General features: G+C 64.0%; 13 protein-coding genes. 3 read left to right on the top strand and 10 right to left on the bottom strand.

The window, feature by feature from the left end:
• Positions 1-63 precede the first annotated feature (63 nt).
• The 6 genes from AC239G_RS03175 to AC239G_RS03200 all read right to left on the bottom strand — a co-directional run bounded on the left by AC239G_RS03175 (position 64) and on the right by AC239G_RS03200 (position 6,434).
• On the bottom strand, positions 64-870 hold the full coding sequence (locus tag AC239G_RS03175) for an anti-sigma factor (protein ID WP_487489794.1): 807 nt from the start codon (positions 868-870) through the stop codon (positions 64-66).
• Positions 867-1,523: a sigma-70 family RNA polymerase sigma factor gene (locus tag AC239G_RS03180; RefSeq protein ID WP_487489795.1), complete on the bottom strand. Its 657-nt coding sequence runs from the start codon at positions 1,521-1,523 to the stop codon at positions 867-869. The genes AC239G_RS03175 and AC239G_RS03180 overlap by 4 nt, the downstream gene beginning before the upstream one ends.
• A gap of 133 nt (positions 1,524-1,656) precedes the next feature.
• On the bottom strand, positions 1,657-2,349 hold the full coding sequence (locus AC239G_RS03185; protein WP_410709808.1) for a fasciclin domain-containing protein: 693 nt from the start codon (positions 2,347-2,349) through the stop codon (positions 1,657-1,659).
• Between the two features lie 152 nt (positions 2,350-2,501).
• Complete coding sequence (locus AC239G_RS03190; RefSeq protein ID WP_487489796.1) at positions 2,502-3,287, bottom strand: acyl-ACP desaturase; 786 nt, start codon at positions 3,285-3,287, stop codon at positions 2,502-2,504.
• Positions 3,277-4,194, bottom strand: coding sequence for a hypothetical protein (locus AC239G_RS03195; RefSeq protein WP_487489797.1), 918 nt, complete (start codon positions 4,192-4,194; stop codon positions 3,277-3,279). Before AC239G_RS03195 ends, AC239G_RS03190 begins: the two co-directional genes overlap by 11 nt.
• Positions 4,188-6,434 carry an HAD-IB family hydrolase gene (locus AC239G_RS03200; protein ID WP_487489798.1) on the bottom strand — a complete coding sequence of 749 codons (2,247 nt, stop codon included), beginning with the start codon at positions 6,432-6,434 and terminating at the stop codon, positions 4,188-4,190. The genes AC239G_RS03195 and AC239G_RS03200 overlap by 7 nt, the downstream gene beginning before the upstream one ends.
• 104 nt (positions 6,435-6,538) lie before the next feature.
• Between AC239G_RS03200 and AC239G_RS03205 the strand changes: the two genes are divergently transcribed.
• From AC239G_RS03205 to AC239G_RS03215, 3 genes are all read left to right on the top strand, one after another.
• Positions 6,539-7,321 carry an SDR family NAD(P)-dependent oxidoreductase gene (locus AC239G_RS03205; RefSeq protein WP_259358825.1) on the top strand — a complete coding sequence of 261 codons (783 nt, stop codon included), beginning with the start codon at positions 6,539-6,541 and terminating at the stop codon, positions 7,319-7,321.
• Between the two features lie 77 nt (positions 7,322-7,398).
• Entirely contained in the window at positions 7,399-8,133 is a 735-nt protein-coding gene (locus AC239G_RS03210) for a lysophospholipid acyltransferase family protein (protein ID WP_487489799.1), read from the top strand.
• Entirely contained in the window at positions 8,130-9,848 is a 1,719-nt protein-coding gene (locus tag AC239G_RS03215) for an FAD-binding oxidoreductase (protein WP_487489800.1), read from the top strand. The genes AC239G_RS03210 and AC239G_RS03215 overlap by 4 nt, the downstream gene beginning before the upstream one ends.
• A gap of 31 nt (positions 9,849-9,879) precedes the next feature.
• Here AC239G_RS03215 and AC239G_RS03220 read toward each other — a convergent pair whose 3' ends face one another.
• The 4 genes from AC239G_RS03220 to AC239G_RS03235 are packed head-to-tail and all read right to left on the bottom strand — an operon-like array spanning position 9,880 to position 12,597.
• Complete coding sequence (locus AC239G_RS03220) at positions 9,880-10,614, bottom strand: 4'-phosphopantetheinyl transferase family protein (protein ID WP_487489801.1); 735 nt, start codon at positions 10,612-10,614, stop codon at positions 9,880-9,882.
• Complete coding sequence (locus AC239G_RS03225) at positions 10,611-11,411, bottom strand: ABC transporter permease (protein WP_487489802.1); 801 nt, start codon at positions 11,409-11,411, stop codon at positions 10,611-10,613. Before AC239G_RS03225 ends, AC239G_RS03220 begins: the two co-directional genes overlap by 4 nt.
• Positions 11,408-12,391 (bottom strand): ATP-binding cassette domain-containing protein, encoded by a 984-nt coding sequence (locus AC239G_RS03230; RefSeq protein ID WP_487489803.1) that lies wholly within the window; start codon positions 12,389-12,391, stop codon positions 11,408-11,410. The genes AC239G_RS03225 and AC239G_RS03230 overlap by 4 nt, the downstream gene beginning before the upstream one ends.
• Positions 12,391-12,597, bottom strand: a complete 207-nt coding sequence (locus tag AC239G_RS03235; RefSeq protein WP_172174762.1) for an MbtH family protein — start codon at positions 12,595-12,597, stop codon at positions 12,391-12,393. The genes AC239G_RS03230 and AC239G_RS03235 overlap by 1 nt, the downstream gene beginning before the upstream one ends.
• Positions 12,598-12,599: the final 2 nt, after the last annotated feature.

A 12,599-nucleotide genomic window follows, 5' to 3' on the forward strand; every position in this document is an offset into this window, starting at 1 on the left:
GTTCGCCTGTCTTGGAGCAACTCCCCCGAAGGACGGAAAACTCTTCGCGGTTGAACTCGGGCCCTATAGATTGATCGCCACGACCGGGTCCGTAGTGGGTTGATCGGATCCGCCTTCCGGCTCGATGGTGATGCCGAAGACGCTGCCGTCGGTGAAAGTGTGGCCGCCGATCGTCGTCGATTCTCCGGTCATCAGTCCGGCGCTTTCTGGCCCCTCATCGCTGATCACCCACATCTGCATTGATTTCCCCTCTGGAGCCCGTCCGACACCGTCGGGGCTGATCCGGATGAGCTGTTCGGACTCCGAGGATGACACGGTGACCGTTCCTCCCTCCGGAAGCTCGTCCGTGCTCGTGCGCAGATCGTCGGCTTGCATCAGCCGTGTGGAATCGTCGAGCTGCTGCTGCGCGGCGGTGAGATCCTCCTCGAGCTGGTTCTGACGCTGCGTCTGCTGCCAGACGGTCACCCCGGATCCAGCAGCGACAATGAGCGCGGCCGCGGCGGCCGCATAAGGCAACCAGGAGCGACGACGTGACTCGCGGTGGTCGGCCAGCGAAGTCGGAGGCGCGAGGGAGACCGGGGTCGCTGCAGTCGAGTTCGCCTGCGTATGCGTCGCCGGGCTCAGCGGCCCGCTCGTCGACCTCTGCTGCGCATGCGTTTGGGGGATGGCGAGAATCGCCTCTCGGGTCGCCGAGCTGACCTCGACCGGCTCGTCGGACTCGGCTGCTTCGGCCATGATGTCGGCATAAGCGGCGACCTCGGAACGGAAGTCGGCATCAGAGTCGGCCAGCGTCTGAGCCTCGGCGAGCTCGGAGTCGCTGAGTCCGCCGAGCGCCAGGCCGGCGGCCAGATAGTCACGATCGGTGCTCATCGACTCGCCTCCAATTCCTTTCGCAGCTTCTTCATTCCGTCTCTGATCCGTGACTTGATGGTGCCCAGCGGCACCTTGAGGCTCTCCGAGATCTGAGCGTGGGTCAGACCCTGATAGAACGCCATGACGATCGGTCTGCTCTGATCCTCTGGCAGTCCCTTCAGCGCCGAGACTGTCCGGTCCGATTCCGCCCGGTCGATCACAGTCTGCTCGACCTCATCACCCGCCTCGGCAGTGGACCGCAGTCCATCGGCGAGGTCCCGGTCCTGCTGGGACTGGACGCTGCGCACGCAGTCGATGGCCCGTCTGCGACACAGAGTGATCAACCATGCCCGGCCCGTTCCCTTCGCGGGATTGAAGCCCGAGCACCGAGTCCACACCTCGGTGAAGCATTCCTGTAGGACCTCCTCGGCCAGTGACTGGCTCTTGACGATCCGGACGATCACGGCCATGAGGATCCTGGACTGGTTCGTGAAGAGTTCCTCGAACGCCGCCGCGTCACCCTCGCTGATCCTCAGCAGCAGCTGACCGCTGGGATCGGCCGAACCGTAGTCTCCAGACGTGGTGTCCGTCGAGGTGGGGGCCGGTTGCCGGGGTTGCGGCGCAGACCCCGGGGGACTGTGTCGAAACGTCGTCGGATCGTCTGAACTCATGCACCAATCTTCTCATCCCCCGAACATTGCCTGGCACGTTCTCCGGTGGTGAGGAGAGGAAGGAGGGGTGGCCAGGGGCCGATCGCGATATGTCTGATCGATCCCTGGCCGGTGCTGCGAGGAGTATGGGATGTCAGTCCTTGGGCATCATCACGGCGTCGACCATGTAGACCGTGGCGTTGGCGGTCTTGACTCCGCCGCAGACCAGTCCGGCATCGTCGAACTTCATGTCCTCGCCCTCACCGGAGATCTTCACCTTCGAACCTTCGACGGTCTCGTGCTCACCGGCGATCTCATCGGGGGAGAGCTGTCCGGGGATGACGTGGTAGGTCAGCACCTTCGTCAGCTGATCCGAGTCCTTGGCCAGGGCGTCGAGGTCGTCCTTGGGCACATCGGCGAAGGCGTCGTCGACCGGGGCGATGACCGTGAACTCGTCGCCGTTGAGGGTGTCGACGAGGTCGACATCGGGGTTGAGTTTGCCCGAGACAGCCTTGGTCAGGGTCGTGAGCATCGGGTTGTTCGAGGCGGCAGTGGCCACCGGATCCTGGCCCATGCCCTCGACAGAACCGGCCCCGTCCGGGTTCGCCTCCGCGTAAGCCGAGCAGCCCTTGCCGACGAGGTCGGAATCGGCCATGGAGGAGTCGCCGGACTCGTCTGGCATCTCGGACTCGCCCGAGTCAGCGGGCTGAGATTCGGAGCTGCCCGATTCCGAACCGGACTCCTCCCCGCCGGAACCGGAATCCATTCCGCAGCCGCTCAGAGCCAACAGACCGATGGCGCCGGCCGAGAGGATGGTGGCGGTGCGTGTGCGAAGCAGTGTCTTCATTGTTCTTCTCCTAATCAACAGTGATGCGTATTCGCGCACAGCTGTGAAGTGATCTCCATTGCTCGCTGTGTACTGGGTATTCGGTGCATTGACCGGTTCGGATGGGCGGATGGAGAAGAAACCTGAGTAATCCTTCGCGGAATCGGCTGCAATCAGCCGACTCCCAAGCGGGCGAAGGCATCGCGGAAGATGGTCAGCGAATCCAGACCCGGCAGCTTCTGGACGCTCTTGTCGAGCTTGTCCAGTTCGTCTGTGTGCTCTTGGAAGAGATGACTCATCACGTGCTTGACTTCGGCATCGTCCATCATCCCTGAGCCCACGGGCTTCCACAGCTTTCCCAGCGCCAGGCGCACGATCTTCTGAGCTCGTGGGTTGTCCTCGAGCCTCTGTCGTGCCTGAGTCGTGTAGAAGGCCACATGTCGAGTCTCCTGTTTGGCGATGCGCTCAAGCAGCGGAGAGAGCACCGGGTGGCCCTGCATCGCCGCCATCCTGCGATATCCGGCTGTGGCGGAGAGTTCGTTGGCCGCACCCCAAGCCATATGCACGGCAATGAAGTCCGTGCCCACCATGTTCGACAGCAGCGACTGCTTTGCAGGCCCGAGAGCGAGTTTCCACCCCAAGCTCATCCGCTTGGCTTTGACCTCGTCGTAATCGACGTGGATTCCGTGTTTCTCGAGCACGGCGGCCAACGCCTCTCCGTGCCAGAACTCCTCTCGGTTCCACATGGTCATGAATGCCGCCGTGGCGTCCTCGCGATGTGAAGGAGTGACGAGCAGCTCCCTGACGAAACATGTGGTGTGGTATTCGACGTCGCACATGTATCGCACCGACCGGAGAGTGTCTCTGTCCAAGGGCATGTCATCGAACACATCGAGATCCAGATCGGTCCAGTTCACCGCCTCGGACGTCTCGGCGTACTTGTCGAAGTCAAAGGCCATGGTTTCTCCCTGCTTGAGCATGGGCTCTGCGCGTCGAGCGCAGCGCCGCCGTCACTTGGTTCATCGAAGGCTGAGGGTTCCCCGGCAGGAACCGTCCGATCTCGGCATCCGAGTCGATCAGGTGTTGTCTGTCGGAGGCAGAGGCGAAGATGCTTGTCAGAGCGCTGGCCTCATCCGGTTCGGGCACTCCGACGATCCTCAGAGGAGCCCACGGCCGCATGAGGTGAGCACGAGCGGTGAGGGCTTCGATCCGTGATCGTCGGATCCGAGCCACCGCCTCCGAACGGAAGAAGCGGACGATCGCCTCGCGCCGGTCGATGATCTCGGTCAGGACGCGAGCGGCTTCACCGCTGAGTCGTGTACGCACTGCCCGTTCAGCTGCCTGGAGGCCTGCCTCCTGTATCGCGAGCCTGGCCATGTGTCCGGCGGCGAGAGGTTCCTTGACCAGTCCGCCGACGACAGGTGCGAGTATCGGCAGCCCCCGTTCGACCCACATTCCGCGCAGTCTCCGTGACCTGCCCCCGCGAAGGTCCTCAGGGCTGAGGGTGGTTTCGAGCATGTCGCGCAGTGCCCGCGCCAACCAGTACCGCTCGTAGCCCCATCCCGTCACGAAGGCTGTGATTCGCGCTTCGTTGGACGTCCAGGAGGCGAACATCGCCCGGGTCTCGGCCAGCGCTGAGTTCTCCAGTCGCCATAGGAAGCCGAGATCGCGTACCACGTCCCCGGCCACCTCGATGCGCTCTGAGTCGAATTCGATGCGTCCTCGAGCGTGAGCAAGATAGTCGTCGACATCGAATGCTGTGCGGAGCACGATGGGATGCTCTGCATCGGAGAACAGTCGTCCTCTGACGTGCCCGGGCGGATGTTCGACGAGGGGGTTGTGGAGTGTTCTGTCGCTTGTCACCATTCCATCACTTTCCATCGCTTCTTCAGTGCCAGGCCGTAGAGACCGAGATCCGGAGTGACGGCAACGGGGCTGCCGACGAGTTCGAGCCATGCGGCATCGCCCAGAGAGTCGCCGTAGCCGGTCGAACGTCCCAGATCGGCGCCCACGGTGTCGGCGTATTTGCGCAGCCAGTTCGCCCGAGCCTCATCAACCAGCGGAGGGCTCGCGAGGAACCCCGAGAGAACACCGTCATCGGTGACGTCCATCCGGGTTGCGACCACCTCGTCGAAGAGATCGGACAGAGGTTCGACGAGGACATCGAGAGCGCCCGTGAGCAGGACCGTGCGGTGACCGGCCGCGCGGTGTTCGTCGATGAGCTGCCGGGCCTGGGGGCGGATGGAGTCGCGGATCGTCTGCCCGAGACGGCCGGTGACGGCCGCTCGGAGCTCATCGAGTTCGAAGCCCTGATACCGACGGTTGACCATGCGGATGAGGTCCGAACGGTCGCGGTACTCGGCGCGCAGCAGTCCGGGGACGACTCCGGCCATCGTCGCCATCATCGCCGGCCACTTGTAGATCGGCTGCGTGGCGCGCACGACCGCCGCGAACTGCTGCACGATGTTCGCCGAAATCACCGTCCCGTCGAGGTCGAAGACGGCCAGAGCCTCGGAAGTGGGCGGCAGGGGACGCGGAGTGGGCGGGGCCTCGCTCTGGCGGCGTCTGCGCGAATAGCTGCGGGTGAGTTCTGTGATCGCCGGGATGTGGACGTCCTGGAAGTATTCCGTCCAGTCGATCTCGGTCACGTCGAACCTGCGGTTGGTCGGGCAGTCCTCCGGCAGTCGCTCAAGCAGACGTCTCGTGTTCGCATCATCGAAGATCATCTCCGTCTTCGTGTACTGCTGGTACAGGTCGGCGAACTGACGCAGTGACTTCAGTTTGGCGTCGGTTCTGTGCAGCCGTGAGGTCAGAGCGCGTGTGCGCGTCGAGGCGGGCAGCCGCTCGACGACTTCGCGGCCGACGCCCGTGACCAGTTCCTTCAGCCGGATGCGCTGTTCGATGAGTTCGGAGCTGGGGAAGCTCCATTCGGGCACCACCGTGGGAACCCCCTCTGTGTCAGGCAGGGGATGGGCGAGGAAGTACTCGCGGACGGTTCCGACCATCTGGTGGAACGGCAGGGGATTGCTCGTGCCCGATACGACCTGGTAGTAGTCCGAATGACCTTGCTCCGGCTGTCCGGAGCTGCTGTCGTGCTCTGCCGGCTGCCGCTCGAGTGGACCCTGTTCGGCAAGGGCGAGGATGACATTGACGACATAGTCGACGGGAATGATGTCGAGCACCGAATCGGCGTGCCCGGGGAACTCCGAGAGGCTTCCTTTGGCGTAGGCCATGATGAGGGGGTCAGCGACCTTGAAGCCGTCGATCCACCCGGGACTCGGTCGACGGAACGCGGATTCGATGATGGACGGGCGAACGAATGAGACCTGATGCCCCTCGGCTGCCCACTCTTCACCGATCCGCTCGGCAAGTGCCTTGGTGAAGGTGTAGATGTCTGTCCACCCGAGGGACTGGGCACGGGTGTGTCCGAACTCCACGAGTCGATCCCGCACATAGCTCTCCCGGGCGGCTTCCGCCCCGGCGGCCACCGATTTCGGGCCCATCCGAGAGCTCTGTGCTTGAGCTGTGCGGATGAATCGGCGCAGCTTCTCCGGTTGCCGGGATTCGGCCTCGACGCTGGTCCTGGCCTGTCTGGCCGCCCGACACTCATCGTCATGATCGACGGTGTGGCGCAACCGGGACTCCTGCGCGACGCCCTTTGCGATCCCTCCGACATAGGCTGTCGAGACATGGATGACGTGGGGGCTCTGCTGCGATTCCGACAAGGCAGCGTAGAGTCGCTCGACGCCTCCGACATTGGTGTCGAACGCCTCGTCGATCGCGGCGTCGAACGACACGCTCGACGCGGAGTGGATGACGACGTCAAAGCGATCGGTCAGGGGCGGCAGATCAGCGAGATCCCCCTCGAGTACCGTGACCCGCGATTCGAAGGCCTCGCGCACTGTCTTTTCGCCGACCCGATCGATCCAGGAAGCGAAGACCGGCTTGCCGAGCAGCCGCTGCAGTCGATCATGTCCGGACTGTGTTCCGCGGGGACGAACGAGTGCAGTGATGGCGACGTGCGAGTCGCTTTCGAGGAGCGCTTGGAGCAGCGCCTGACCAAGGAACCCTGTGGCACCGGTCAAGAGGTATCGGCTGGGGTGCATGCGGAAACCTATCGGGTAGAGAGCGCGATTCGGTGGAAACGCGGATGCGGTTTACACAATTGATTCGGTGCGGACCGGTTTTTGGATGCCTGTATCGTAGCAATATGAATGTGGCCCTCATCACTGGTGGCACTGCGGGGATCGGTGCGGCTTTTGCCCGCGCTTTCGCCAGACGCGGTGTCAGCCTTGTCCTCGTCGCCCGAGACCCCGACACCCTGGAGTCGTCTGCCGAGCAGCTTCGCGCCGACTACGGCGTTCATGTCGATACGATCGCGGCTGACCTCGCCGACCGAGATGCCCAGGCCCGCGTGGCGGCTCGGATCGAGGAGCCCGGTTCGGAACCCGATATCGACATCGTGGTCAACAATGCGGGATTTTCGGTCCGATCGAGCCTGCTCAGCCCGGATGTCACCGAACATGATCGCGGCTTCGAAGTGATGCAGCGCGCTGTTCTGATCATCGGCGGTGCTGCCGCCAGAGCGATGAAGCATCGAGGGCGGGGATGGATCATCAATGTCTGCTCCGTCAGCGCTGGGCTGACGCAGAACAATTACACCGCCATCAAAGCGTGGACGCAGAACTACTCCGAGGCGCTGTCGGTTCAGACCGCAGGTACAGGGGTGAGTGTGACCGCTTTGGTGCCCGGATGGGTGCGCACTGAGTTCCATTCCCGAGCCGGCATCGCTGGAACGTCGATTCCCGACCTGCTGTGGATGGATGCGGACATGCTCGTGGAGGGGTGCTTGCGAGACGTCGCTCGCGGGAAGAGGATCTCGGTGCCGCAGCTGCGGTGGAAGATGATCTCGTCGACGCTTCGGGTGCTGCCGCGTCCGGCAATCCACCGTCTTTCCGCTCTGCTCACTTCTCGTCGGCAGCAGGAGGGGTAGGGCGGCGACGCTCGACCGGTCGAAGAAATTCGGGGAAATGCCCATCCGAATGCGATAGCGGCTCCGAACCAGTGGAGATGACTGATCACACTCTCTCCCCGCCGGCGCCGCCGAAGTACAGGTCGCGCATGCGCGCCGCGATGCGATTCCTCCTCCAACGTGTGCTCTTCCGCGGCCTCGTCCGTTCGACGATCACTCCGACGGTGAAGATCGCTCCAGGAGTGCGCAAGCTCGACCGAGGCTTTCTCGTGATTGCCAACCACACCTCGCACCTCGACGCGCCCATGATCGCGCAGAGTCTGCCGCGCAGACAGTCGCGGTTCCTTGCGACCGGAGTCGCCAACGACTACTTCTTCACCGTATGGCACAAGCGGCTCTTCGTCCGGTGGCTCTTCAACGCGTTTCCGATCTATCGCGAAGGATCACGCGGCAGCGCGCATCTGCCCCGCGCTCTGCTGCGCTCAGGTGTGCCGGTTCTGCTGTTCCCCGAGGGCGGTCGGCAGAAGTCAGGCACGATCGCTGATTTCAAGGTCGGGTCGATCAAGCTGGCCGTCGATGCTTCTGTCCCCATCGTGCCGACGGCCGTCGTCGGAGGCTACGAAGCGATGCCCAAAGGCTCTGCCTGGCCGGTGCCGGGCAGGCCACCTGTGCATGTGGTCTTCGGCGAACCGGTCACCGCCCGATCAGAGGAATCGCTGTATGAGCTCACCGCGCGGGTGCAGCAACTCGTGGCGGAGCTCTTCGCCACGGGAGCCGACGACATCAGTGTCGGCAGTGAACACGCCGAATCGCCGGAAAGGACGAAGAAATGAGCGAACCCATGAGAATGCAGGACGTCAAGCGGCACCGCTGGTGGGGCTGGGGAGCCGAAGGAGTCGACTTCCGGTGGGAGACCAAACCCGACTTCGCTGCGATCGCCAAGGACAAAGTCGGTCTCGACCTCTGGAATGCTCCGCGGCCGACCACGCCGGCGCTCAGCGACCTGAACATACCCGAGTCTCGCATGTCAGCGAAGCTGATCGACGAGCTCGGCGCCGTGGTCGAGTCGGACAATGTCAGCGTCGACGACGAACTGCGCGTGGTCCATTCGTTCGGCCGCTCCCTGCCGGACCTCTACCGGGTGCGCCACGAGCCGATCACCCGCCTCGTCGACGCCGTCGTCTACCCAGGCAGCGAGGATGAGATCGCCGCTGTCCTCGCTCTCGTGCTCGACCGCGATCTCGTCCTCATCCCCTATGGCGGCGGCTCGTGCATCTCCGGCTCAGTGACCCCGAGCCCGGATGAGGAGCGTCCCATCGTCTCGCTGAATCTCGGGAGGATGCGTCGAGTCATCGACATCAACGAGTATTCGGGCCTCGCCCGAGTCGAAGCCGGAGCATACGGGCCCGACCTCGAGGAGCAGCTCAATCTTCGCGGATGGACGATGGGTCATTTCCCCGACTCGTTCAGCTATTCGACCCTCGGCGGATGGGCGGCGACCCGGTCATCGGGAATGCAGTCGGACAAGTACGGTGACATCGAAGACATCGTGCGTGGTCTTCGCGTCGTCCACCCTCGTGGCGTCATGATGAGCAAGCCCATTCCGGGCCGCGATTCGGGTCCCTCGGTGCATGAGATGGTCCTCGGCAGCGAAGGCCGTCTCGGTGTGATCTCGGAATGCACGGTGCAGGTGCATCGGCTGCCGAAGGTGCGGCAGGTCATCGCCTACCTCTTCCCCGATTGGGCGAGTGGAGTCGAGGCCATGCACGACATCGCCCGTTCCGAGGTCACGCCCGCGTTCACCCGTCTCTCAGACGGGCCCGAGACTCGGTTCAGTCTCGCGATGGTCTCTGAGCCGAAGGGTGTGAAGGCAACGATCGCGGCTCGCGGTCAGGACGCCCTGTTCGCCTACCTGCGGTCCAAAGGGTGGGACACGACAGAAGGCATGTGCCTGTCATACGTCTGCTTCGAAGGGTCGAAGGAGCGCGTGGCACGTGAGAAGGCCGAGGTGAAGGAACTCATCGCTCACCGAGGCGGAATCAGCCTCGGCTCCGGACCCGGCGCCGTCTACGATCAGAAGAAGTTCGACACCCCGTATCTGCGTGACTTCCTGCTCAACTACAAGGTCTTCGGCGATGTCTGCGAAACGGGAGTGACGTGGGGAGATCTCAAGAACGTCCATGCTCGGGTGCACGAGCGATTCCGCCAGACCCGCAGCGAGCAGGGCGGACCGGGGTTCATGTTCTGCCATCTGTCCCACAGCTATCACGGCGGCGCCTGCCTGTACTTCACCTTCGCGATTCCCTACACGGACGAGGACACAGCGCTGGCGGAGTATCAGGACGTCAAGGACAGCATTCAGCAGGAGTTCATCGACTCCGGCGGAGGCCTGTCGCACCACCACGGAGTCGGCACCGAACACCAGCCGTGGCTCGTCGACGACATCAGCGAGCCGGGGGCATTCATGGTCGATGCCGTATTCCGAGCCACCGACCCCGGGCAGAACCTCAACCCGGGGAAAGTCCTCGGCGATCGGGATCCGTCCTGAGGACGTTGACCTTGCTGGGCTGCATGCGTCCTCACCGGCCGGCGAGAATCTCCTCCAGACCGACAGCCTCGACGGGCAGTCGATCGGCACTGCACAACGCAGCGACATACGGTCGAGGGCATGTGAGCCGGGAGATGTTGAGTGCGTCGAGTTCGGAATTTCCGGGGGCCGCGATCGTGGCCGTCCATTGTCCGTGCGGGCCGATTCCCGACGGCAGGTCCATGATTTCGATATCACTGGGCGGCACGGACAACCCGTGCCCGGTGGTCTTCACCGCGGCTTCCTTGCACACCCAGAGGTCGACGCGCTGACGCACGGAATCGCCGCCCTCGGTCAGAGTTTCCGTCGGGCCGAGGACGTAGTCGTCGAAGCCTGAGAAGACATCGGGAGGGACCTGTTCGATGTCGACTCCGATCGGTGAGGTCCCAGGCGCCGAGGCGATCGCCACGGCCCCGTTCGACCGAGACAGGCTGAGCTCCGCCCCGGGGACTGTCGGCTTGCCATGAGGGCCGCCGCACGTACGACAGCGGCGTGTCAGTTCCAATTCGCCGGCCTCTTCGAGGTCGACGCCTAGGCGGCGAGCCGCCATGAGTCGAAAGATCAGATGCGCCCCTCGGAACGCGGCCCGATCGGAGGGTCTGCGAAAGCGGTCCGCGCGAGCGGCCTCGTCCGGTGATAACAGCGAATCGAGCCACGGGTGCTCGGCGAGCACCCGTTCGATTGCTGTTATGTCGCTGATGAGGTATTCGATCGGGGCTCTCGTCATCTCCGACTGATCCGACGGTACTGGGAGACGGCGATGGGCGAGAAGACGGCGATGACCGCAACGCAGCTGAGGATCGCATAGATGACGGCGTTGTCGGCCGCCCAGCCCGTGCTGGTGACGAACCCGGCCGGCGGTGCGTTGCCGAACAGTTCTCGGACACTGGTGGCGACTGCGGTGATGGGATTCCACGCGGCGATCGCCTGCAGCGGGCCCGGAAGGGTGTCGATCGAGACGAAGGCTCCGGAGATGAAGGTGACGGGGAAGAGCCAGATGAGGCCGAGGCTCTGTGCCACCTCGACGCTCCTGGCCGTCAGTGCGATGACCGCACCGATCCACGACATGGCGAAGCTGAAGAGCAGCAGGAGCGTGATGCCCAGCAGGGCTGAGCCGAATCCCTCGGTGATGCGCCACCCGATGAGCAGACCGCAGAGCATCGTCACGGCCACGGAGATGAGGCTGGTGACCAGGTCCGAGGATGTTCTGCCCAGAATCACGGCGACCCGTGACATCGGCAGCGAACGGAAACGGTCGATGAGTCCGAGCTGGAGGTCCTTGGCGAGGTAGACGGCGGTGAAGGAGGAATTGAAGGTCAGCGTCTGTGCCAGGATCCCGCCGATGAGGAACTCCCGGTACGGCCCGCCGCCGAGGCTGCCTCCGAAGACGAACGCGAGGAGGAAGACGAAGATGACCGGCTGGACGACTCCCGTGACCAGGGCGCCCGGAGTCCGACGGACGGTGAGCAGATTGCGCCAGGCGATGACGGAGCTGTCGCGAGCGGCGGAGACGAGTGCGGTCATGCTCCCACCTCGGCGGTGTCTGCCGGTGTCCGTGCGGGCCTCGCCGAGGTGGGCTGTCCGGTGAGATCGAGGAACACGTCGTCGAGCGTGGGACGGCACAGGGCCGCCTCGGTGACGGAATGCCCCTCTTCATCCAAGGCGGCAAGGACCTGCAGCAGATTCCGCTGTCCCAGTGGTGCGGACGCGGTGATGCGCTGTCCCGACGAGTCCGTCTGCGGGTGGGCGGAGTCGCCGATGATGCGGTCGAGGATCTGCAGGGTTCTGTCGAGGGAGTCGCGGTGGGTCAGCGTCAGTGTGATTCGTTCGGCACCGAGCTTGCCCTTGAGGTCCGTTGAGGTTCCCTCGGCGATGACGTGTCCGGAGTCGATGACGGCGATGCGATCGGCCAGCTGGTCTGCCTCCTCCAGGTACTGGGTCGTCAGCAGCACTGTGGTGCCGCCTCTGACCAGAGTGGTGATGACCTCCCAGGTGTCGAGACGTGCGCGCGGGTCGAGCCCGGTGGTCGGTTCGTCGAGGATGACGACCGGCGGGCGCACGACCAGGGCCGAGGCCAGGTCGAGTCGTCGCCGCATGCCTCCCGAATAGGCGCCTGCGCGTTTGCCTGCGACGTCGCTGAGACCGAATTCGGCCAGCAGCTCGCGGGCGCGGGACGCCGATTCCCGGCGGCTCATCCCGTAGAGGCGGGCGACCATGACGAGGTTCTCGTAACCGGTGAGTTTCTCATCGACGGCCGCGTACTGGCCGGAGAGGCCGATGCTGCGGCGGACGGCAGTGGGATCGGCGGTCACCGAGTGGCCTGCCACGACGGCAGTGCCGGAGTCGGGGCGGATCAGTGTGGACAGGACCTTGACGGTCGTTGTCTTCCCGGCCCCATTGGGGCCGAGGAGACCGAAGATCTGTCCCTCCTCGATGTCCAGGCTGATGCCGTCGAGAGCTCGAAAGGCCCCATAGTTCTTCCTCAGATTCTCCAGGCGAATCACTATGAGGCGATCTCGGTGAGTCGGCGCGGAGTGATGTCCGTCCAGTTCTCCTCGACGAATTCGAGGCAGTCGTCGCGGCTGGCCGGTCCGAACACGAGGACCCATCCCGCGGGCACATCGGCGAACGACGGCCACAGCGAATGCTGCTGCAGGTCATTGACCAGCACGCGGAAGGTCCCTGTTGTGTCATCGAAGGGGTTATTCACGG

The organism is Brevibacterium sp. Lmc1 (assembly GCF_057654315.1).